This window comes from Oscillospiraceae bacterium, from assembly GCA_015068645.1.
Lineage (GTDB): Bacteria > Bacillota > Clostridia > UMGS1840 > UMGS1840 > SIG452.
This window is the reverse complement of record SVKD01000001.1, coordinates 143,538-167,211: the sequence shown is the minus strand read 5'-3', so window position 1 is coordinate 167,211 and position 23,674 is coordinate 143,538. Positions and strand designations below refer to the sequence as shown.

Sequence of the window (23,674 nt, the reverse complement as noted above, 5' to 3'; positions counted from 1 at the left end):
GTCCTTTCAGAATATTGTTAAAATTGAATGATATTTTGGTTTTGAGTGGTGTAAATCACTTTTTTTACTACCTTTTTTTGCTCGATTTTTTCCAGAGCATATCCGTAAAGCTCCAATTGCTTTTGGTAATTCTGACGAATTTTTTCTTCATTGGGATTGCTGTCTGTTTTAAAATCCAGTAATGTAATTTCATTATTTTTTATGTAATAACAGTCACATACCCCTTGCAGTAGTATCACATCTTCTGTGTCCACTGGATAAACCATTTTAGCAGGGACGCGTACCAGAAAGGATTTTTCGCGGTAAATCGTATCTGCTGCTAATATTTCTTTTGCAAGATCTGTTTGAAAGAAAAGCTTCATTTTTTCTGAAATTTCCTGAGAATATTCCCGTTCCCCTGCCAAAAGAATTGCATTTTTGATGGCGTCAGGTATTGATTCTCCTTGGTTTATGGCATCTAAATCCATCAGTTCAAACACTTTGTGAAAATAGGTTCCGTATTCACATTGGGAATAACCAAGCTCCATAGAATCCAGATCAGATAATCGCAAATTCACAATCGGAGTTTCAGCTTTTGCCAGACGATTTGCTTCTGTAACTGCAACTTTGGTTGGAAGGGAAGTGCGATATAAATGATGGTAAGGGACAAACAGATGATTTGTTTGCATAGAGACTTCTTCTGTTTGGACTGTTGCAATTTCATTGGTGTCAATCGCGGTATCATAGGTTTGTGCACCAAATACCTTCAAATTGAATTCAGGTCGTTTCAAAACACAAGGTAAAATCCATTCGATAAAGGTTAATGTTCGACGAAGTTTACTTTTGGTGATACCACAGGCATCTAAGGTTGCCAGCCATTCGTTTGATTTTTTTTCAAAATTCGAGATAGTTCCGGTGAGAATCAATTTTTCTTTGGCTCTTGTTAGTGCAACGTACAAGATACGCAGTTCTTCTTGCAGTTGATCTTCTTTTAAAGCAGCAAGGACTACTCGTTTGGTCAGCGTGGGATAATAATAACGCTTGTGAGCATCTATATAGTTTGCACCAATTCCGTATTCCGGATGAAATACGGCTTGTTTTTTTGCTTCCTCCTGATTAAATCGGGTGCCAAGACCTGATACAAATACAATTGGGTATTCCAGTCCTTTACTTTTATGCATGGTGACAATACGTACTGCATTTTCCGGAGGCTTTTGTTGAAAAGCATTGAGCGTTTTTTTGGATTTGGATGCATCATCCAAATGGCAAAGGAAACCTTTTAATCCGCTGATTTCTGTTTGATCAAAAGATTTTGCAGCTTGATAGAATAAATCCAGATTTTCCATTCGCTGTTCAGGATTTTGATATACACAAAACAATTCTTTTAAATGGTAATCGTTATATAACATGTTAATTAAATCTGAAATTTTTTTACCATATGCTGTTTTTTTGCAAATGTTCAAAAATTCTTTTACTTTGGTTGCATCAGCAGTTTCAGATTTTTTTAATGCACAAAAGAAAGGTTCCCTTGGAGCCGAATCTCTTAAACTAAGAATAGCGTCTTCGCTCCAGTAAAAGAGAGGCGATTTTAATAACCCTAAAAGTGCTAAATCATCATAGGGATTGTCAATTGCTTTTAAAATACCCAGGATTACTTTAATTTCCATTGTATCAAAAAGTCGCTCGGTTGCATCCATTGCAACGGGAATTCCGTGTTCCGATAAGGTTTTATACAAATTGGTTGCAAATTCTTTGATACCACGGACCAAAATGACAATATCACCGTAATTAGCCGGACGGGAAGTTTGTGTTTTTAAATCGTATACAGGCATTTTTTCTTCTGCAATCAACTGGTGAATTCGTTTTGCGATTACTAAAGTTTCTTGATTAAAGTCTTCAGTTTCTTCATCCGTAAACTCTTTGGCAAGAGAACAATCTGCAAACAGAACTTCTGCTTGATAATTAACGTCCGTCATTTCAGGATAAGAAGCGGTTTGAACAAGGGATTCTTTTTCATAATCTGTTTTTCCGGTTTTGGGTGTCATTAATTTTTTGAAAATTACATTGACTCCTTCCACCACTTCTTTGCGGCTTCTGAAATTGTTGGATAAGTAAATGACTTCGTGTTTTTCATCTTGGTAGGTTTCTTGTTTTTCGATAAAAATTTGAGGTTTGGCATGACGAAATCCATAAATACTTTGTTTCACATCACCCACTAAAAACAGGTTTTCTCCGTTTTTAGAAATCAATCGGAACAAGTGATCCTGAATGTCATTGGTATCCTGATATTCGTCAATTAAAATTTCGTGAAACCGTTGTTGATAGCTTTTTGCGATTTCGGAAGGATTCCCGTTTTCATCAGACAAAACTTTCAGCGCCAGATGTTCAAAGTCTGAAAAATCCAACAAAGCTCGTTTTTGTTTTTCCGCTTGGTAACGCTCAGAAAATTCTTTGGTTAATTGGGATAAGACCTTGATGAATTTTAGAACTTCTTTATAATCATTTTGTTCATGTTCCAGAGAATTTGAGATTAAGGGAATAAATTTACCGATATCTGTTTTGAAATTTTCACGGAGATTTTTGATAAAGGTGTTATCTGTTCCTGCTTTTACACCTTTTACTCTGAACGCAACGAAGGAAAATGACAGAATTTCTGCTTGAATTTCTCTGAAATTATTTGATTTGCAAAGGGTTTGTAGCTTTTTAATAAACAAAAGCTCCTGAGCAAAAATTTCATAATAAGGGGCAAGATCCGGCTTCAATTCAATTTCTTTAATCGCTTTGTGATATCCGATTTCATTGTCTGCAAGAATTTCTTGTAATTGATGAATGATAAATTCACCGTAGATAGATTTGGAAAAATCTTTTGTTACCGCAGTTGCGCTGGACATACATTTATCAAAATAAGCATCCGGATTGGAAAGGGAAGAAGTGAAATGATCATAAGCAAGAATCATATCCACAATTTTTTTATCGTTCCGTCCATAGCCGTAAGTGTCGGCCAGTTCCAGAAAATCAGTATCTTCTTCTAAGTATTTGTCCTCGATGAGTTCTGCAATACAACGCTGTTTTAAAATCATGGTTTCTGCTTCGTTGGTGATGCGAAAATTCATTGGGATATTGAGCATATTGATATTTTGTTTGATCACATTCAAACAAAAACCATGCATTGTTTGAATATTGGAATTTGGCAACAAAAGAAGCTGACGTTTTAATCTTTTATCAGACGGATTTTCTGCAATTTTTTTCATAATCGCCTGATAAATTTTATCTTTCATTTCTGCAGCTGCCGCATTGGTAAAGGTAACAACCAACAGCTTATCAATATCCGGACCGTTTTCTTTACAAACCATCTCAATAATACGTTGAACCAAAACTGCTGTTTTTCCGCTTCCTGCAGCTGCAGATACCAAAATTGATTTATCAGTGGTATCAATGGCTTTCTGTTGTGCCGGAGTATATTTAATTGCCATCTATTGCACCTGCCTTTTCTTGAGATTCAGGATGGAAATAGTCATCCTTTGAGAGTGTTTTGATATTGCGGTATGAATGCATTTTTTGATCAAACATGCAAATAGCGCCATAAGGGCACCAGTCGCAAGCTGTCATCGCACCATGACGGTACGGTTGGATAGCAAAATCACCGCTCATCATGGTATCTCCAATAGATTTTAAAGTATTTTCGCAATCGTTTAGTAAGCGATTAAATTCCTCTAAAAACAGGAAATTACTCAAACTTATCTTTCCGTTTTTATCTACTTTTATATCAGTCACCTGAGATTGATACGAAATCTCTTCCCCTAAGTGACGATCGATCGCTTGAATCAGAGAGTCATCGTTTAATACGAAGCCCTTCATCGTAAATTTCCGACGTAAGGCATCTTCTGATTCATCTGTTCCGGGACGTTCTTTAAATGGAATCAGATCGTCATTAAAGTTGGTATAAAATGCGGCTCCGGGCAAAATTTCGCCTTCAAAATCCAGATATTTTCCGCCATTTTTTATGACGGTGCGCAAATAGGTGAGCAGTTGCAGCTGAATCCCTTCTTTAATGAGTGAGAAATTAAATTCTTTCGCACTGGATTTATAGTCGATGATACGAACATACAATCTATCACCTAGATTTGCTGCATCAAAACGGTCAATTTTTCCGTATAACTGCATTAGAGTACCATCTTCTAAGGAAATTATAAGAGGCGGTATTCCGTCTTCTCCAATGGGAACTTCATATCCAACCGGGTAAAAATCGCCTTCCTGAAAATGTTCTTTGATATAAGAAATTGCCCGTTTTAGCAGACGTTTGATTTTTTGAATCAAATATTTTGTTTGGGGGTTATATAGAGATAATTCCGGGAATGAATGCATAATTTCGCGTGGAACCATTTGTTCTGTTTTTTCTTCAATATAAGTTTCCGTCAGTTCTTCCCAGGTAAGATTGTCTTTTTTGATTTGTTTTGAGAACGCATCAAACAGATTATGCACAATGGTCCCGGTTTTTCTGGGGTCGTAGCTGACATCTTCTCGTTCCTTTGCTTGCAACATATAGTTGATAAAATACATATATTTGCATTTTTGATAAGTTTCAAAACGAGAGACGGATGCGCCAAGTTGCTTTTGATATTTGGAATCCATAAGTTTTTTGGACAGTTGTTTATCGGTTCGGTAATAAGCTGCCTCTTTCATCATTTCTATTTGTTTCCAAGCTTGCATCAGTTGCTCTTTTTCGGGATTATTCCAAAAATCGTCAGGCATACTTTTAGGAGCTAATTTTTGTTTATAGGGGTTCTGATAAGTCATCAGGGATTTTTGTGAATATTCAGAAATATTCACAAAGGGGGATGTAAATTCTACTGTTTTCTGAAATTTTTCCAAGTGACTCCACAAATAGCAGGGCATCCGTTTGACCTGCTCAGTTTCAGCATTATTATAACTTAAATATAACTGTTTTTCAGCGGTGATGAAAGAACGGTACAGGGCCAGATTGGAATCACAGTTTTGAAACAGGGAAGTGGGAAGTTCAATTCCGGTTACCTCAAAAATAGTTTCCCTTTCCACATCGGATAAATAGGAAAGATTGATATTTGCTTTTGGGGTAACATTTTCGTTCATTCCCAGAATCAATACATAAGAGGAGGATAAACTTCTTCCACGTTCGGTATCTGATACGGTAACGGTATCCAGGGTGTTGGGAATATCGCCGGATTCGTAAAGTTCCAGAGATTGTTTTAGCACCAAATGATAGTCGGTAAGTGTTATCTTTTCGTCACCGAGTAATACATCAATATTTTTGATGGCTTTTAAAATGGTGTTATATGCCGTTACGGTTTCCTGGCGTAAGGATGCTTCCGATTGGTCTAAATAACGTTTTATGGCTGTTTCCAAATGAATAGCACGTGCGTAGGAAACAAACGCCTGTCGATAGTTGGCTTTTTTTGTAAAATAGGTAAAAACAGGAGCTAAAAAACGATTGTAAATATCGTTTATTTTCGGTAGAGAATATACAAAATAGTTTTTTTGTTCTTTCAAAAATTCACATTTTTGTTTCCATTTATCGGTGTCATACAGTTCTTTTTTCTGGATATGGAAGCGATGCATCAATTCTTCAAAAATGCAAACCTCATCATGCATCTCATAAAGAGCGCAAAGACTCTTTAAATATGCCAACACATGTTCTTTTTTATAGTCAGATAACACCATCTGAAAAAGTGTCAGAAAAATTTTGGAAACCGGATTTTGAGTCAACGGAGTTTTCTGATCTAAAAAGCAGGGGATATTCGCTTGCGAAAACACGGCATCGATGTCATCCTTATAAAGAGTTAAATCACCTGTTAAAACAGTAATTTCGGAAAAAGATGTACCACTTGCCACCAGTTTTAAAATCGTATCTGCCGCAAAGCGAACCTCATCATGAGTGTTTTTCGCACGAATCAGCGAATAGGAAACTTTTGGTTTTTCCTTGGGATAAGAGTCAAAAAGGTCCACAAAAAAACGGTCAGATTGCTCCGCTGTTTTTATTTGTGTTACTGTTTGATTCTGTTTTTTGGCAATCCCTAAAAGGTGTGAATACGTTTTGTAGGTAGGGAAAAACAATTCTCCCGGAGATTTTGGATTTGTATCATCCAAGAGCAGGGAAATTGTCATTGCTTCAGCGTTTTTTAATAGAGCTGAAATGACCAGATACTCGGCAGGAGAAAATTGATTGAAGTGATCAATATATACGGTATAGTTTTGGTATAATTTTTCTGTTTCGATATAATTTGCCAGGGTTTGAAAGCTATCTTCAAAATCACGGAATTTTTCAGAAATTGCTTTTTGATATTCACAAAATATAAAATCAAGATCACAGATTTTTTGATATAATGAGGAGCCTTTTTCCAATTTGTTTTTCATTTCATCAAAAACAGTGTGGTCGATTAAATATCCTTTACATTCTGATAAAATATTTTTAAACACAGCAACAGAATCAGGACTTTGTTTTCTGTTTTTAATGGTGGTTAATTCTTCGGGATGATTTCTTAAAATTTGGTATAAAATTAAATTTTTAATTTCTTCATCAATATAATCTAATTGATTCGGTTGATATTTTTTATTCACGATCGTAGCAAGACGCTTAAAGTTCACAGTTTCTGTGAGATGGGAATAAGTTTCCCCTAAAGAATCCAGAAGAGATTTTTCTGCATTAAAAGAAAACTGCTCCGGTACAATGTAGAGCACGTTTTCTCCGTTATCTATGGAAGTTTTCATTTTTTCGAAAAGGAGTTTCTCATTGGGAGCAATCTCTTTTCCGTAAAGAATTTCTAAAGCCATGGAAATTCTCCTTTTTTTTATTTTTTTATGACGAATTTATTCGAAATTTCTCATTCTTATTATAACATTTTTTTGATCAAATTGCAACAGTAAAATATTTAAAATTTATGTTAAAAAACTTGTCAAGAAAAAAATAGTGTGATATGATAATAAATAAAGATGAATGAAGTTTTTATCTAGCAGAAAAAGGAGGAGAAATATTGAAAACAATCCAAAAAATTACATATTCAGCTTTATTTATGGCGTTAGGATTGATTCTTCCGTTTTTTACAGGACAGTTGCAGCAGTTTGGGAATATGCTTTTGCCGATGCATTTACCTGTTCTGATTTGCAGCTTTATTTGCGGTTGGAAATACGGCCTTTTCGTTGGATTGGTTCTTCCGATTTTTCGGTCTGTACTATTTTCTATGCCTGCGATGTATCCTGTGGCAATCGGAATGGCTGTGGAACTTGCTACATACGGATTTGTAGCAGGGTTTCTTTATGAAAAACGTTCGTGGAAATGTTTGAAATCCCTTTACATTTCCTTAATTTCTGCAATGATTTTGGGAAGAGTGATTTGGGGAATTGCACAGTGGATTCTTTTAGGTTTGGGCGGTCAGAATTTCACTTGGAAATTGTTTTTAGCAGGAGCCGTAACCAATGCAGTTCCCGGTATTGTTTTGCAGTTGATTTTCATTCCTGTATTGATGTTATCGCTTGGAAAAACCAAATTTGTTACCATCCATAAGAAGGGAAATGGCGTAAATGAAACCAAATGATTATCGTAATATTATTACAAAAATCAGAGAATTACTTTGTCAAAAAGATTTTGCGGTGATTGCTATTGACGGACGCTGTGCATCCGGGAAGACCACTCTGGCAAAACAGCTACAACAAGAACTTTGTTGCAATGTGATTCATATGGATGATTTTTATTTACCGCTTGATAAAAGACATGCCGACTGGAAACATATTCCCGCCAAAAATATTGATTTTCAAAGCCTTCTGGATGTGTTTGGTAACATCAAGGCGCAATCAGAATATCAGTTTTCTCCTTACAGTTGTCAAAAAGGTGCATATGGAGAAGTATTGACGTTTTCACCGAACCCGATTACCATTATTGAAGGCTCTTATTCCTGCCATCCGGACTTATATGACCATTATGATGTTCGGATATTTATGGATATTACATCTGATGAGCAGAAAAAACGGTTGCATATCAGAAACAAGGAAGATGGATATACTAAATTTCAGCAGTTGTGGATTCCGTTGGAGGAAGCATATTTTAAAAAATATGATGTGCGAAATCATTGCGATTTTGTGCTGAAAAATGAATAAAAAATACCGTCTGTCCAAAAGAGACAGACGGTATTTTTTATTCTATTAACAATTCAATTGCTTTATCAAATTGGGTATCATAGTAAAATACGGTATCCAATAATTTTTGTTTGATATGTTGCTGTGTGGTAAAATCACAAACACCGTAAGGATATAATTCTGCAGTTTTTTGGAACGATTTTACGGCATTGAATGTGTTCAGGTCAAAAATATCGGTGTCATCCAAAGAATAGTTTAAAGCTTTTAAAGCCTGCTTCATATTCTTAACATCTTCACCGGAATCTCCCATTTGCATTACTCTCATAAACGGAAAATGAGGAATCTCATCTTCTGTGAGCGTGTAGGTTTCGTTATATACAGTAAGATTCGGCGCAACTCCGTGTTTGTTGATTTCAACACCGCCAGGAGCAAGATATTCTGCAATAGTATATTTGAAATATCCACCATAAATGGGAAGGGAGAATAAATGTTGAACTGTTCCTTTCCCGAAGGTTCTTTCCCCAACAACGGTGGCACGTTTATGCTCTTTTAGAGCACCGGTTACCACTTCAGATGCGCTGGCAGAATATTCATTGACTAAAACAACTACTTCTCCGTCAAATACTTTTCCGGATGCGTAAAAGGTTTCATTTTGTGCTTCATCCCGTGGCTCAACCGTTAAGATTTCCAGCCCTTCATCCAAAAACGTACCTGCAACCTGAATAGCGCCTTCCAACACGCCGCCGCCATTGTAACGAAGGTCTAAAATCAATTTAGTAACACCTTGTCCTTTTAAATCCTCAATGGCTTTTTTAAGTTCCTCTCCGGTGGTTAAGGAGAAATTAGTAATTTCGATATAACCGATTTCGGGATAGTCAATCAAGGTAGCGAAATTGACAGATGTAATTTCAATAATATCCCGTACTAAAATCATATCATATTGTTTTCCCCTAGGGTCTTCAAAAGTAATGACTACTTCTGTGCCTGCATCTCCGCGAATATAGGTGAGTGCTTCATCTAAAGATAATCCGTACAAATCGATTCCGTTTGCCTTTATGATAGCATGCCCAACTTGTACACCTGCTTTATCCGAGGGGGAACCTGCCAACACATTTACCACATAAATTTTTCCATTTCGCATTTCAACAGAAGAGCCGATTCCACCGGTCTTTCCTGTTAACTCTGTATCCATGTAAGATGTTTCTTCCGGAGAGATATAATCTCCGTATTCATCAATGGACTGGGTAAAATATTTTAAAATTTGTTCGTAGGTTTCATCATCGTCTTCAGCAATTTTCATCAGAGTATCTAAGAACAACTCAACTGCATCCACATTATCTTTTGAGGTGGCTAAAGCGTTTAAGTAAATATAGCGAATCAGTTCCCGTTTATTATTCTGGCTGACACTTCCTGCAAAAGAGGGAAGCGTGAAGCAAAATACCAATAACAGGATCAGCGCAATAATTTTTTGTTTCATAAAAAACTCCTTACATAGAATCAGGTGCTTCTACGCCTAAAATGGTGAGGGTGTTTTTAATCACATTTTTGGTTAAGATGATCAAGCCGATTCTAGCCTGCATCAAAGCTTCGTCTTCGATTTTTACGCGACAAGCATTGTAGAAGGAATGAAAATCTGCAGACACATCCAACACAAATTTAGTAATTCTGGAAGGATCGTAACTTGCAACTGCTGCTTCGATTTCTTCGGGCAGCTGAATCAGTTTTTCCATCAGAGTTTTTTCTTCTTTTTCTTTTAATAATGTAAAGTCACCCTGATTGTTATAGGAAATGTTTTCTTCGTTTAACACTCTTAAAATACTGGAAATTCTTGCATGCGCATACTGACAGTAGAATACCGGATTTTCGTTGCTCTGAGAAACCGCCAAGTCTAAATCAAAATCAAAATGGCTGGAAGGCTGACGCAGATTAAAGAAAAATCTTGCGGCATCTTTTCCGATTTCATCAATCAAGTCATTTAAGGAAATTGCTTTACCGCTTCGTTTGGATACACGGTAAGGCTCATTATCTTTGATTAAACGAACCAGCTGCATTAAGATAATATGAAGCTTGTCCCCGTTATAACCAAGTGCAGAAAGTGCGCCTTTCAAACGTTCAATATGGCCATGATGGTCTGCACCCCAAACATTGATTAACAGTTCGTTACCACGTTCAAATTTATCGGCATGATATGCAATATCTGCAGCAAAATAGGTGGGAATACCATTGGTTCTGATTAATACATCATCTTTTTCAGAGCCAAATTTAGTGGATTCAAACCATGTTGCGTTATCTTTATCGTATGCCAAGCCTTTTTCTTTTAATTTATTGATCACTTCAATGACTTTATTTTCAGCGTGTAATTTACTTTCGCGGAACCATACATCGTAGTTGATGCCGTATTTACCGGTGTCAGTTACAAGTGCATTTAAGTTTCTTTCCAACGCAAAAGCTACAAATTTCTTCTTGCGTTCGGTAGAGTCCATATCAATGTAATCTTCAGAGCCGAACTCTTTGATAAATGCTTTCATGGATTCAATAATGTCTTCGCCGTGGTAAGCATCTTCAGGAAATTCAATGGCATCTTCGCCTTTTACTAATTGAATAAAACGCGCTTCTAAGGAAATACCGAATTTTTCAATCTGATTTCCGGCATCGTTTACATAAAATTCTTTGGTAACATCATAATTTGCCCAAGACAAAATATTTGCCATACAGTCACCGATGGCACCACCTCTGGCATTACCAACGTGCATGGGACCTGTGGGATTTGCAGAAATATATTCCACGTTTGCTTTTGTGCCGTTGCCTACATTGGTTTTCCCGAAATCGTCACCTAATTCCAATGCTTTTTTTGCACTGTTTGCATAAAAGGTGTCTTTCAGATAGAAGTTGATAAAACCGGGACCTGCAACTTCGCATTTTTCTACATCGGTTTCCAGATAATCCAGTTTGGAAATAATGATTTCGGCAATTTTTCTGGGATTATTTTGCAAAGCTTTTGCATTTCTCATTGCAAAATTCACGGAAAAATCACCGTGATTTTTATCTTTAGGGATTTCTATATCTGATACATATTCGTTTAATTTGGGCAGATCTCCATCCATAAATGCTTGTTTGTAGGCATCGAATACCATCGTGTTGATGGATTCTTTCATTTCTTTGATAAAATTTCTCATTTTCTTGTTCCTCCTTGCTTCTACATTTGTTCTTTCAGGTGGATGCTCAGTTCATTATATTGTGAAATCAAATCGTTTAAGTAAACACCGTAGGATACATCTAAGCTACCGCCGTTTTCTGAAATATCCACTGTCAGATTGTCGGCAAATACACCCACTGAAAATGCACCGTAAGGGGTTTCGTATTGGCCGGTATGTTTTTTTCCTTGTTCAAAAATAAATTGAGTATTACTGGTTCCGTAACGGAGTAATGTTACTTTCTCATTTTCTATTTTTAATGTGGTTTTAGACGGCGTTTCGTTCCCAAGCGCTTCTGTATCGCAAAAGGTAACATAATATTTATCATTTTGTTTTACCAACTCAGCCCGGGTTACAAATTCAATCTGATCTTTTTCTTCTTCTAAATTTTTCATATTGCTTTTAAAGGTTAAAAGCATATTTTTTTTAATGGGATTCATTATTTGATTCCTCCTTTTTATTTTTTAAGAAATCAATATGTCTCAATATCAATCTTTTTCACATCTGTTTCGATGGGGTGACCCAAGAATACACCACCAAGATGAGCAAATTTTTCCACATCATCACTGACAAAATATTGATTGCTTCCAACATCGGTGTTATCAGATAATAAATTATTTTTTATGAGAATATTTTTGGTATATAGTGCAGTTTCGTATCCTGCATTGATAATGGAAACATTCTCACCTACGATGTCTTTAATCACTTTTTCCAAAAGAGGGTAGTGGGTACATCCTAAAATAATAGTATCGACTTTGTTTTGAATCAGCTCCGCAAGATATTCTCTGGCAATGATATAAGTAGCTTCGCTTTCTAAATATCCGTTTTCTACTAAGGGAACAAACATTGGACAAGCTTTTTGAAATACCTGTGTATCCGGCATTATAGCTTGGATTCCTTTTTTATAAGCGTTGCTGTTAATTGTGCCGGGGGTTCCCAGAACACCAATTTTTTTATTCTTTGTTTTGTTAACAGCTGCCAGACAGACAGGTTCTAACACACCGATTAACGGAATATTAAATTCACTTTTTAATTGTTCCAAAGCAACCGAACTTGCAGTTCCGCAAGCAGCAACAATTGCTTTTACTTGGTGGTTCATCAAAAATTTGATGTCTTGTCGAACATATTTTACAATGGTTTCGTTGGAACGGGTTCCATAAGGAACTCTGCCGGTATCTCCAAAGTAGATAATAGATTCCGAAGGCAAAATGTGCATGAATTCTTTCACGGCTGTTAAACCGCCGAGCCCTGAATCAAATACACCAATGGCACGATTGTCTGTTTTTTTTGTATTATTTTCCATATTGGTGAGCATTATGGTGATTCACATCCTTTTTATTTTGCAAGTTTAATCAGACGATCCAAGAGATCCTTGTATGAAACGCCTTCGTTTTTCATCAGAAGAGGATACATACTCTGTGCAGTAAAACCGGGGATAGTATTAATCTCATTTAAGTAAATCTTGCCGGTTTTTTTGCATACAAAGAAATCAACTCTGGAAAATCCGTTTAATCCTAATGCAAGAAAGGCTTTTTTTGCGTATTTTTTAATGGTTTGAATGGTATCTTCCGGAAGATTTGCGGGAATATCCAGACGATTTGCACCGGTATTGATATATTTGGTATCAAAATCGTAAAATTCGCTTTCGGTTGAAATTTCACCGGGGGTAGAAATAAAAATATCTTCATTGCCTAAAACAGCACATTCAATTTCACGGCAGTCTATGTATTCTTCCACTAAGACCTTAGAATCAATGTGAAATGCATTTTCTAAAGCAGGCGCCAACTCTTCTTTTGTAAAAACTTTGGAGCAACCGACGGAAGAACCCGCATTTGCAGGCTTTACAAAGACCGGTAGAGAAATCTTGGCGAGAATATCATCGCGGTTATCTGTGTCATTCAAATACACCGCAGGTACAACCGGTACACCTGCTTTTTCAAATATGGTTTTAGAAACAGCTTTGTCCATTGCCATTGCTGAGGATAAACAGTTTGCACCAACTCTTTTAATACCCGCCAGCTGTAACAGAGCCTGGATGATTCCGTCTTCACCGTTGCTGCCATGCAGAACAGGGAAACAAACGTCGATGGGAATTAACTCGTAGGAATCACCTTTTAAAATAACAAGACCTTGGTGTTCTTTGGAAGGGGAAATCAGTGCAGGATAACTTGTTTTTTGAGTCCAGGCACCTGTTTTAATATCTTCCAAGGAACAGCTATCGTCCACTAAAAACCATTTTCCGTCTTTCGTAATGCCAACTTTGGTGATTTGATATTTGTTTTCATCCAATTCGTTTAAGATATTAGATGCAGAAATATTGGATACATCATGTTCCGGGGATTCACCGCCGAACAAAACTAATAATCGAAGCATAAGAATGGACCTCCTGAGTTATTGATTTAAAATTTCGTAATAATAATAGCACGGCTTAATTTGCGTTACAGTTTTTAATTTAGTACTGGTTAACATAGTATTTTTGGAAAATACCAATGGAATATGTGGCATATATTCATAAAAATCATCACATAGACGCATATATTCCGGTTGTTTGACCGACATTTCATCTGATACACCGAATTTTTTTAGATAACCATCGTAATCAATGGAAAGGGGAGTTTTAAAAACACCATCGAAGAATGGCGAAATATCCAAATCATATCCAACATTGGTAGTAATCAGATATAAATCGTATGTTTTTTCTTCTATTGCGCTTTGGAATTCTTCCGCAACAACATGTTGCACATTTAAAGAAATTCCAACTTCTTTGAAATTTGCAGTTAATGTTTCACAGATTCCTTCTTTGATGGGATCTTCTGTGGTTAATAAATTCAGAATCAATTCTTTTTTTTCATTGCCTTCGTATCGTTCTATAATTCCGTTATTATCCACATCGGAAAATCCCAGTTCCGTTAGCAGAGATTTCGCTTCGTCAATGTTGCGAATATTCTCTTTGTTGTCATTATATGCCCAGCTGTTCGGTGGTAATGGCAAATAAGTGCTTTCCGCGTGTGACATAAATACTTCGTCTCGGATAGTATCTCTTGCAACAGTATAAGAGAGTGCTTTTCGGAATGCTTTTTCCTTCATCAAAGAATTTTCATAGTTGAGGGATAAAAAAGTATATTCGTCCGTCAGATAATCAATTTTATGAGTTTCATTTTTAGAAATTGACTTCACGCCCTCATCGGAAAATGAAAAATAGAAGATATCCATAATTCCACTTCCGGAGAGTGCTTTTGCAGTTTCTATATCAGGAATAAAGGAAACCTCAATTTCTTGAATGTCTGATTGAAAATCCCTATGATATTTTTTGTTTTGTTCTAGGACGAGTTCTTTTCCCTTAGTTTCAGACGCCATACGGTAAGGACCGGTTCCATTATGCTTGAACTGTGTGGTGTTTAATAATTCTTTTTTACATACGATGGGGAAGGTTAACTGTAATTTTAAATTTGGAGTCAGTTTGGATAAATCCAAGCGAACAGTGTGATCATCTACAACCGAAGCCGATTGAATATTTCGCGTTTGATAGCTGTAATAACCGGGATTATTCAATAAGTAATCAATTGTTGCTTTCACGTCGTGGGCAGAAAATTGAGAACCGTCATGAAATGAGACATTTGGTTTCAGATGAATGATTACCGAACGTCCGTTATCCTGAATTTTATATCCGCTGGCTAAATTTTCCTCTGCTTCATAATTGGTATTGACGGTATATAAACTATCATACATTAAGAAGTTCATTTGTTCGTTATATTCGGATTTTACCAAAAGCGGATTTTTATTTTTTGTTGCATAAGCACAAATGGTAATTTTTCCGGGATCGACGGAAGCATCTTCTGAATCATCGTTATTTTTTTTCAAAACGGAACATCGGAAAAGCAGAGTGATTAACAGAATAATTACCAAAATGTAGATGAAAAGTTTTTTTACTTTTGGAATGTTTACTTTCATGATTTCACTTTCTTTTTAGTTTTCATTTCCGTCATTTTTTAAAGCGATGAAAGCAGCCATACGGCCGGAAGCTTCGCCTTCACGACGGAAGGAATATAAAGATTCTTCACAAACGGTGCAAAGAGTAGACACAGCAATATTTTCTTCTAAAACTTTATGAGAAATTAATTGTTTTTTTACTGTTTTCTTTAGATCTAAATAATATTTATTGTCGGTAATCAGACCTGTGTCATCTCCGTATAAAGATGTCATTTCTTCATATAAGTCTTGGCTAACTTCGAAATGGCAAGGACCAATGGAAGGACCGATAGCACACAGTAAATCTTCCGGCTTGGAATTGTGATTGTTTATAAGTTGCTCTACAGCTTTTCCCACAATATTTTTGTAAGTGCCTTTCCAACCGGAATGGATAGCAGCACAAATTTTTTGTTTTTTATCGCCGATTAAAATGGGGACACAATCTGCAAAAAAAATCAGAATGGCTAAGTCTTTTTCTTTTGTAATTAACCCATCTGCTTCGGGGTAGCGTTGTTCTCTTAAAATTCCTTCTCCACCATAGCTTTTATCCACGGTTAATGTAATATCACTATGCGTCTGTTTAGATTTGACTCCTTGATCGGGAGAAAGGTTCCAGAGGTTTAAAACATCGGTATAATTCTTTAAAATTGCTTCTTCGGTATCATTACAGTTGGTACCGAAATTCAGTTCACCACCTTCGGTTCGTTTTGGAAAACTATGACCGTGTAATTTTGTGGTGAACATATTATGAAAACCTGCATCCGTTAATTCGGGCACGGTATAATATTCAATATTGTTTTTGGTTTCTTTTAAAAATTTCATATCTTAAAATCCTTTTTGATCGAAATAAGATTTGCATTTCGCAACATCTTTTTCTATTTGTTTCTTCAGAGTATCCATAGAAGAGAACTTGCGTTCTTTTCTAATGTATTGATAAAAAGAAATTTTCATTCGTTTACCGTAAATGTCTTTGGAAAACCCTAAAATAAAAGTTTCTGCCGTAGGTTTTTTCTTCGGTAATGTGGGAGCATATCCTATGTTTGTGACAGATGGGTATATGACACCGTCAATTTCAGTGGTAGTGATATAAACTCCGAAGGGAAGTGCAACACCGTTTTTGGGCATTGATAAATTTGCTGTGGGTACATTCAGGATGGAAGTTCCTGCAGCATAACCTTTTTTGACTGTTCCTGTAAGCGAAAAAGGCTGGAACATCCATCGGTTTGCTAAGGCGATTTTTCCCATGGCTAACTGTTCTCTGATTAAAGTGGAAGAGAGCGGATGATTGTTTACTTTGCTCATTGTTACAGTGATAACAGAAAAACCATAAATATGTCCCAGTTCTTTTAATGTATTTACATCACCACTTTGCATTTTGCCAAAACGAAAATTTTCACCAACCACCACATATCGTGCATAAAACCGTTGCTTTAAAAACAATTTTGCAAAGTCATCGCAACCTAATTGTTTGATTTCGCCTGAAAAATCCAGATTGGCAAAATAATCAATTTTTAAAGTGGAAAGGCAGTCCTTCAGTTGAGTTCCTGAAAAAATAGTCTGAGCACCTTTGGTGTTACAGTTGAAACTGCAAACAAGACTTTTTAAATTGTGTTTTTCGGCAATTTTTTTGGTTTTTTCAATAAGTTTTAAATGGCCCTTGTGAAGACCGTCGAAATTGCCGATTGTTACCACAGTTTCTTTTGTGGTTTGCTTGATTGTTTTCATTAATTGGGTTCTCCATTGGAAAAAAATGTGGTTTTCAGTTTTAAAAATTTAGTTTCAAAAATTTCCATGATGGCAAAGAAATTGCCGTCTTCACCATAAACCCGGAAACGCTTTTTGTCTTCGGTTTCGTGCGATAATCCTAGACGTTTCAAATCCACCATAATGCCGTTTTTAATGAGTCGTTCAAAATGAGGGGTTGCGGTATATTTTGGATAGTCTAAAAATGCGCTGTCAACAGGATGGAGTAGGGGAGAAATGTCATCCATTTCTTCTAATTCTTCCAATGTGTATGCTTTAGAGGATTCTAAGGAAAATTGTCCTGATTTTACTCGTTTTAATTCTGTCATAATAGCGCCATAGTTTAATTGTTTGCCGATATCGTCAATCAAAGAACGGATATAAGTACCTTTAGAACATTCTACGTAAAAAGTAATGGTGTCATTTTCGATTGATTGTATGTCTAATTTTAAAATAGAAACCCGAACAGCTTTTCTTGCTATGGTTTCGCCTTTTCTTGCGAGCTCATACAATTTTTTTCCGTCAATTTTTTTAGCAGAATACATCGGAGGAGTTTGTTCGTATTCTCCGAGAAAGGAAGCGAATGTTTCTTGAATTTGCTCTTTTGTAATATCTTGTTTGGGAAGTGGCGTCACGTTACCGGTGCTGTCTAATGTATCAGAAACAAAGCCTAATTTCATTGTTGCGAGATAGGCTTTGTTCCCGTTTGTAATATAATCTGCTGCCTTGGTTGCACTTCCGATGCACACAACCATTAATCCGGTAGCCATAGGATCCAGGGTTCCTGTGTGACCAACTTTTTTGGTTTTTGCAATTCTTCTTACACGATAAATGATATCGTGGGATGTGGGACCCTTTGGTTTATTGATGAGTAGATAACCATTCATGTATTTGTTCCTTAATTTGTTCGTAGGAAAGATTTGTTTTAAAGCCTGCAGCCCTCATATGTCCTCCTCCGCCAAATATTCCTGCCAGTTCATTGGCGTTGTATTTGTCATTGGAACGGACACTTCCTTTGATCATACCTTTTTCCCGCTCAGTTAAGAGTACTGCGCATTCTACGCCGGAAATGTTTCTGAGCGCAGCGGAAAGACCTTCTGTATCTTCTACGGTTGCACCAAGAGAACAATAGGTATCATAATCAGTAAAACCTATCACGGCACAATATTCTTTGTTGTGATATAAAGTTTCAAATAAGTGGGCATACAGCTTGCTGTATGTCAAGGATTTTTCCTGAAAGCTAATTCTGGCGATTGCAGTTTTGTCAAAATTGTATTCTAATAAATCTGCAGCAATCTGGTGAGTTTTTTTTGTGGTATTCTGAAATAAAAATCCGCCGGTGTCAGTTAAAATTCCCGTATAGATTGCAGCTGCAATATATTCATCACAAGAGATATTCCATGCTTTCATTAAATCATACATAATTTCTGCTGTAGCTGCAGCCTGAGGAACTACAATATTGATATCTCCATCCAGAGGATTGGAAATATGATGGTCCACAAAACAGAGTTTTTTGGGAGTCGGATAAGAAACTCCTGTACGGCTTCTGTCGGCACAGTCTGCTAAAATGATTAAATCATAAAGTTCATCGGTAGATTCTTTTATTGTGAAGTATTCTTTCAGATGTGGAAAGCGGGAAGGGCAGATTTCTTCTAAGAAGCAGTCTGCCTTTTTTCCCATCTTATGAATGATTTGTTTTAATGCGGCAACCGACCCTAATGCATCTCCGTCCGGAGACGAGTGGGTTAAAATCATAATTCGATTGCTGTTTTCAATAGCATTCTTTAATAAAGCAATATTATTCTTCATGATATTCCAAACTTTCCATCATTTTTAAAATTCTGTTACCTTCTTCTAAAGAATTGTCAATTTCAAAGATGAATTCAGGAGTTACCCGTAAGGAAAGAGCAGCGGCAATTTCTTTTCTAATAAAGCCTTTGGCGCTGTTTAATCCTTTTAATACATCTTTTTTGGAAGATTCATCTCCAAATACGCTGATGTAAACTTTACAGAATTTTAAATCTTTGGTGACATTGGTTTTTAAAACGCTTACCATACCGCTGATTCTGGGATCTTTTAATTGACGCAGAACTGCAGTGAGTTCCCGTTTCACTTCTTCGTTCACACGTTGTTCTCTATGACCTGCCATGATACACCTCCGAAATTACTGCTTAATTTCTTCCATCACGAAGCATTCGATCACGTCGCCTTCTTTTAAGTCGTTGTATCTGTCAAAGCCCATACCACATTCATAACCGCTGGCAACTTCTTTGGCATCGTCTTTAAAACGTTTTAAAGAGTTTAATGCGCCTTCGTAAATAACTACACCGTCACGAACAATACGAACTTCAGAATTTCTGACAATTTTACCGTCTAATACATAACATCCTGCAATGGTACCAACGCCACTAACTTTAAAGGTGTTACGGATTTCTGCGTGACCTAAAATATTTTCTCTGAATTTGGGGGCAAGCATACCTTTCATAGCTGCTTCTACTTCTTCAATTGCCTGATAAATAACACGGTATAAACGAATATCTACATCATTGGTTTTTGCAGATTCCATCGTTTTATTATCAGGACGAACATTAAAGCCGATAATTAAAGCGTTGGATGCAGATGCCAACAGAATATCAGATTCCGTAACGGTACCAACACCGCCGTGAATTACTTTTACTCTTACTTCTTCATTAGACAGTTTTTCCAAAGAAGCGGTAACTGCTTCTACAGAACCCTGAACATCCGCTTTTACAATCAGATTCAGATCTTTAATTTCACCTTCAGCAATCTGAGAGAACAAGTTATCTAAAGTAATGGTTTTTCTTGCATTAAAGATTGCTTCTTTTTCATTGAATTTTCTTTCTTCAACTAACTGTCTTGCTTTTTTCTCATCATTAACTACTTTAAATACGTCACCTGCGGTGGGTGCTTCATTTAAACCGAGAATTTCAACAGGAACAGAAGGACCTGCTACGCGGATTGCTTTGCCCTGATAGTCAGTCATTGCTCTGACTTTACCAACACTGGTACCTGCCACAACAATGTCGCCTGCATGTAAGGTACCATTCTGAACCAATACAGTAGCTACGGGGCCTCTGCCTTTATCCAGTTTTGCTTCAATTACAATACCGCTTGCTGCTTTATCGGGATTTGCTTTTAATTCTTTCAATTCAGCAATTAATAAAACGGTTTCCAAAAGTTTATCAATATTCATTTTGGTTTTTGCAGAAACAGGTACACAAATGGTGTCGCCGCCCCATTCTTCGGGAACTAAACCGTACTCGGTTAATTCCTGACGGATTTTGTCTGGATTTGCAGTTTCTTTATCCATTTTGTTAATTGCAACCACAATAGAAATATCTGCAGCCTTTGCGTGGTTGATTGCTTCCACGGTCTGAGGCATAATGCCATCATCGGCTGCAACAACTAAAATTGCAATATCAGTAGCTTTGGCACCTCTGGCACGCATTGCGGTGAACGCTTCGTGACCTGGAGTATCTAAGAAAGTTAAATCGTTGTCACCGATTTTTACTTTATATGCACCGATATGCTGGGTAATACCGCCGGCTTCGGTTGCGGTAACATCGGTGTTACGAATCGTATCCAGTAAGGACGTTTTACCGTGGTCAACGTGTCCCATAACAACCACAACAGGCGGTCTGGGTTTTAAATCTTCCGGACGGTCTTCTTCTTCGTGGAATAATTCTTCCTCTAAAGTTACGGTAACGATTTTTTCAACCTGTGCTCCAAATTCTTCTGCAATCAAATAAGCAGTATCATAATCAATAATCTGAGAAAGGGAAGCCATCACGCCAAATCCCATCAGCTTTTTGATCACTTCAGTACCGGTTTTCTTCAGACGTTCTGCTAATTCACCAACAGAAATTTCATCAGGAATTTTCACCTTTAAAATTTCAGGTTTGATTACAACAGGCTGTTTCTTTTCCTGATTATTTTTGTTGAACTTGTTGTTGTGTCTTTCAAATCTTTGGTTTTTACCATTTTTCTTAATTTTCTGCTTGGAAGTGCTTCCGGTAGCATAAATATCGGTACCTTGCATGATCTGTTCAATTTTGGTATCGTCTAAACGAGATTCATCAATGGTATTCTGACGGGTATCGATATGACGAACTTTTTTCTCGATGGGTTTTTCAATCACTTCGATAATTTCCTGTTCGTTTTTCTGTTCTTCTTCGATGCTTTTTTCGTCTTTCTTGGATTTAGCTTCTGCTTTTTTCTCAATTGCATACATAGAAAAATCTTCTACCTGATGAGAAAACATAATCGCATCTAAAACCTGATCCAATTCTTTTTCATCTAAAGAGCTGCTGGCGCTGTTTTTTCCTTCAATGCCGAGATTTTTGATCATTTCCATGACTTGTTTATTTGGCAAATTAAATTCTTTTGCCAATTCAGATATTTTCTTTTTCTTCAAATGAACTCACCTCTAAAATTCCTTTTTTAAAATTTTCATCGTTGACTGACAGCACGCCTGTTGGTTTGGTACCGATAGCATAGCCGATTTCCTCCATAGAACAGGGGATAGTCAACACCTTAATGTTTTTGATGGACTCCATCAAATTACGCTTGGATTTTTCCTGGAAATCCGAAGCAAATATAATGAGCTTACTGCGAGATTTTTTTATTTCATTCCCAACGGCGGTTTGCCCGTATGTCAATGCACCCGCACGTCTTGCAAGACCCAGAAAACGTAATATTTTTTGTTCCATTATGAGAGTTCCTCCATAAACATTTGAAGAGCATGGTAGCAATCTTCGGGAACTTTGGTCTTAAAAGACTGATGTAACGATTTTTTTTGAATGGCACGTTTGATACAATCCGGGTGATTACATAGATATGCTCCGCGTCCGTCGAATGAATTTGTTGGGTCCAACTGATAATTGCCATCCGGTAAGCGCGTGATTCTTATCATATCATTCTTTGGTTGAATCTTTCTGCAGGCAATACATTTTCGTTTGGGAATGTATTTCATTTTGAAAACTCCTTAGATTGCTTTGATATCTACTTTGTAGCCGGTCAGTTTTGCAGCTAATCTTGCATTTTGACCTTCTTTTCCGATGGCTAATGAAAGCTGGTCTTTTACTACGGTAACGTTGCAGATTCTTTCTTCCTGGTTTACGGTGCAACTTACGATTTCAGCAGGGGAGAGTGCTTCTTTCACAAAAACTTCAGGATCTTCATCGTATTTTACGATATCAATCTTTTCCCCTTTTAATTCTGCTAAAATATTTTCCACACGCATTCCTTTGGGGCCGATACAAGAACCAATACAATCAACATTTTCATCGTTGGAATAAACTGCAATTTTAGTTCTTGCACCTGCTTCTCTGGCAATGGATTTAATCTGAACCACGCCGTCAGCGATTTCAGGAACTTCCTGCTCGAATAAACATCTTACCAACATGGGGTGAGAACGGGAAATGATAATTTGAGGGGCTTTGCCGATAATTTTTACTTGCACAACATAAATTTTAATTTTATCGCCGTGTTTATAACTTTCTCCGGGAATCTGTTCCTGAGGAGCCAGCACAGCCTCGGTTCTGCCGATGGAAACCATAACATTTCCTTTTTCGATTCTTTCCACGGTACCGGTCACTAAGCTGCCGGTTTTTTCAGTGAATTCGGAAACCATCATGCCACGTTCCACTTCTCTGATTTTCTGCACAACAATACCTTTTGCATTCTGCGCAGCAATTCTTCCGAAGGTTTTGGGAGTAACATTTACGTTTACTTCGTCTCCGATTGCAACTGCCTTGGAAATTTTCTTCGCTGCTTTAAAATTGATTTCCAATTCGGGATCGGTTACTTCTTCCACAACGGTTTTTCTTAAGTAAACTGCTGCATCACCGGTTTCGCGTGATACGGTTGCAATTACTTCCGCAATCGGATTATAATCCTTTTTGTATGCGGTAACCAGTGCATTTTCCATGGCTTCAATTAAGATTTCTTTCTCGATACCTTTTTCTTTTTCTAAAAGATCGAGAGCCAATAAAAATTCCTTGTTCATAATTTTGTTTTGTACCTCCAAGTATATCAGTTAAATTTTAATACGGTTTAGGATTTTGATTTCAACACTTCGTTGATATCAAAATATAATTTTGCGGATGCAATTTTATCTTTGGAAAGGGAAATGGAACTTCCGTTTTCTGAAAGAGTGACTTCACCTGCAGTGAACGATTCTAAAATCCCTGTCAAAGTTTTTTTGCCATCCAATGGTGCATAAAGAGAAATTTCAATTTGTTTTCCCAGCACTTTTTCATAATGCCAGTCTTTGGTCAGCTTTCTTTCAGCACCGGGAGAAGAAACTTCCAGCTGGTATGCTGAGGCAATAAAGTCTTCTTCATCCAGTTTTTTTGAAATCAAACGGGACACGGTTTCGCATTCGTCAATATTGATACCGCCATCCTTGTCGATAAAAATACGCAGAACTTGATTTTTTCCTTCTTTTTGGAATTCTGCATCATAGAGGAAACAGCCGTTTTCTTCGCAGAGTGGCGTTACCGTTTCAATAACTGTTGAGAGAATATTCTTTGCCATAACATACTCCTTTTATTGGTGTTTTAAATCGTAGAATTTAAAAACAAAAGAGTGGGAAACCCACTCTTCTACTACGAATATTACTTTACTATGAGTATTATAACATTATATATATGAAAAATCAA

Annotated in this window: 20 protein-coding genes; 2 read left to right on the top strand and 18 right to left on the bottom strand. The window is 36.8% G+C overall.

Features of this window, described 5'->3' with window-relative positions; all coding sequences use genetic code 11:
• Window positions 1-17: 17 nt before the first annotated feature.
• Window positions 18-3,452, bottom strand: a complete 3,435-nt coding sequence (addA, locus tag E7413_00770; GenBank protein ID MBE7018401.1) for a helicase-exonuclease AddAB subunit AddA — start codon at window positions 3,450-3,452, stop codon at window positions 18-20.
• Window positions 3,442-6,786 (bottom strand): hypothetical protein, encoded by a 3,345-nt coding sequence (locus tag E7413_00765; GenBank protein ID MBE7018400.1) that lies wholly within the window; start codon window positions 6,784-6,786, stop codon window positions 3,442-3,444. The genes addA and E7413_00765 overlap by 11 nt, the downstream gene beginning before the upstream one ends.
• 200 nt (window positions 6,787-6,986) lie before the next feature.
• On the opposite strand from E7413_00765, the gene E7413_00760 reads away from it, so the two are divergent.
• Both E7413_00760 and E7413_00755 read left to right on the top strand, forming a co-directional pair.
• The gene (locus E7413_00760; GenBank protein ID MBE7018399.1) at window positions 6,987-7,547 is read left to right on the top strand and encodes an ECF transporter S component; all 561 of its coding nucleotides are present in this window, start codon (window positions 6,987-6,989) and stop codon (window positions 7,545-7,547) included.
• Complete coding sequence (locus E7413_00755) at window positions 7,534-8,106, top strand: uridine kinase (protein MBE7018398.1); 573 nt, start codon at window positions 7,534-7,536, stop codon at window positions 8,104-8,106. Before E7413_00760 ends, E7413_00755 begins: the two co-directional genes overlap by 14 nt.
• Before the next feature lie 37 nt (window positions 8,107-8,143).
• Here the strand turns inward: E7413_00755 and E7413_00750 are convergent, their stop codons facing one another.
• Genes E7413_00750 through E7413_00675 form a run of 16 tightly spaced genes read right to left on the bottom strand, consistent with a single transcriptional unit; the run spans window position 8,144 to window position 23,549 of the window.
• Window positions 8,144-9,562 carry a PDZ domain-containing protein gene (locus E7413_00750; GenBank protein ID MBE7018397.1) on the bottom strand — a complete coding sequence of 473 codons (1,419 nt, stop codon included), beginning with the start codon at window positions 9,560-9,562 and terminating at the stop codon, window positions 8,144-8,146.
• A gap of 10 nt (window positions 9,563-9,572) precedes the next feature.
• A complete protein-coding gene (locus E7413_00745; GenBank protein MBE7018396.1) occupies window positions 9,573-11,261 on the bottom strand; it encodes an arginine--tRNA ligase in 1,689 nt (562 codons plus the stop codon).
• A 20-nt stretch (window positions 11,262-11,281) separates the two neighbouring features.
• A complete protein-coding gene (locus E7413_00740; protein MBE7018395.1) occupies window positions 11,282-11,719 on the bottom strand; it encodes a DUF1934 domain-containing protein in 438 nt (145 codons plus the stop codon).
• A gap of 32 nt (window positions 11,720-11,751) precedes the next feature.
• Entirely contained in the window at window positions 11,752-12,582 is an 831-nt protein-coding gene (locus tag E7413_00735; protein MBE7018394.1) for a glutamate racemase, read from the bottom strand.
• A gap of 32 nt (window positions 12,583-12,614) precedes the next feature.
• The gene (locus E7413_00730) at window positions 12,615-13,658 is read right to left on the bottom strand and encodes a D-alanine--D-alanine ligase (protein ID MBE7018393.1); all 1,044 of its coding nucleotides are present in this window, start codon (window positions 13,656-13,658) and stop codon (window positions 12,615-12,617) included.
• A 12-nt stretch (window positions 13,659-13,670) separates the two neighbouring features.
• On the bottom strand, window positions 13,671-15,230 hold the full coding sequence (locus tag E7413_00725; protein MBE7018392.1) for a hypothetical protein: 1,560 nt from the start codon (window positions 15,228-15,230) through the stop codon (window positions 13,671-13,673).
• 15 nt (window positions 15,231-15,245) lie between these two features.
• On the bottom strand, window positions 15,246-16,070 hold the full coding sequence (pgeF, locus tag E7413_00720) for a peptidoglycan editing factor PgeF (GenBank protein MBE7018391.1): 825 nt from the start codon (window positions 16,068-16,070) through the stop codon (window positions 15,246-15,248).
• 3 nt (window positions 16,071-16,073) lie between these two features.
• Entirely contained in the window at window positions 16,074-16,973 is a 900-nt protein-coding gene (locus E7413_00715; protein MBE7018390.1) for a bifunctional riboflavin kinase/FAD synthetase, read from the bottom strand.
• The gene (gene truB / locus E7413_00710; protein MBE7018389.1) at window positions 16,973-17,878 is read right to left on the bottom strand and encodes a tRNA pseudouridine(55) synthase TruB; all 906 of its coding nucleotides are present in this window, start codon (window positions 17,876-17,878) and stop codon (window positions 16,973-16,975) included. The genes E7413_00715 and truB overlap by 1 nt, the downstream gene beginning before the upstream one ends.
• Window positions 17,853-18,800 (bottom strand): bifunctional oligoribonuclease/PAP phosphatase NrnA, encoded by a 948-nt coding sequence (locus E7413_00705; GenBank protein ID MBE7018388.1) that lies wholly within the window; start codon window positions 18,798-18,800, stop codon window positions 17,853-17,855. The genes truB and E7413_00705 overlap by 26 nt, the downstream gene beginning before the upstream one ends.
• Window positions 18,790-19,140, bottom strand: coding sequence for a 30S ribosome-binding factor RbfA (gene rbfA, locus E7413_00700; protein ID MBE7018387.1), 351 nt, complete (start codon window positions 19,138-19,140; stop codon window positions 18,790-18,792). The genes E7413_00705 and rbfA overlap by 11 nt, the downstream gene beginning before the upstream one ends.
• Window positions 19,141-19,155: 15 nt before the next feature.
• On the bottom strand, window positions 19,156-21,426 hold the full coding sequence (infB, locus tag E7413_00695) for a translation initiation factor IF-2 (protein MBE7018386.1): 2,271 nt from the start codon (window positions 21,424-21,426) through the stop codon (window positions 19,156-19,158).
• Entirely contained in the window at window positions 21,404-21,721 is a 318-nt protein-coding gene (locus E7413_00690; protein MBE7018385.1) for a 50S ribosomal protein L7ae, read from the bottom strand. The genes infB and E7413_00690 overlap by 23 nt, the downstream gene beginning before the upstream one ends.
• Window positions 21,721-21,984, bottom strand: coding sequence for a YlxR family protein (locus E7413_00685; GenBank protein MBE7018384.1), 264 nt, complete (start codon window positions 21,982-21,984; stop codon window positions 21,721-21,723). The genes E7413_00690 and E7413_00685 overlap by 1 nt, the downstream gene beginning before the upstream one ends.
• Before the next feature lie 12 nt (window positions 21,985-21,996).
• Window positions 21,997-23,019, bottom strand: a complete 1,023-nt coding sequence (gene nusA, locus E7413_00680; GenBank protein MBE7018383.1) for a transcription termination/antitermination protein NusA — start codon at window positions 23,017-23,019, stop codon at window positions 21,997-21,999.
• A 47-nt stretch (window positions 23,020-23,066) separates the two neighbouring features.
• On the bottom strand, window positions 23,067-23,549 hold the full coding sequence (locus tag E7413_00675; GenBank protein ID MBE7018382.1) for a ribosome maturation factor RimP: 483 nt from the start codon (window positions 23,547-23,549) through the stop codon (window positions 23,067-23,069).
• Between the last annotated feature and the right edge of the window lie 125 nt (window positions 23,550-23,674).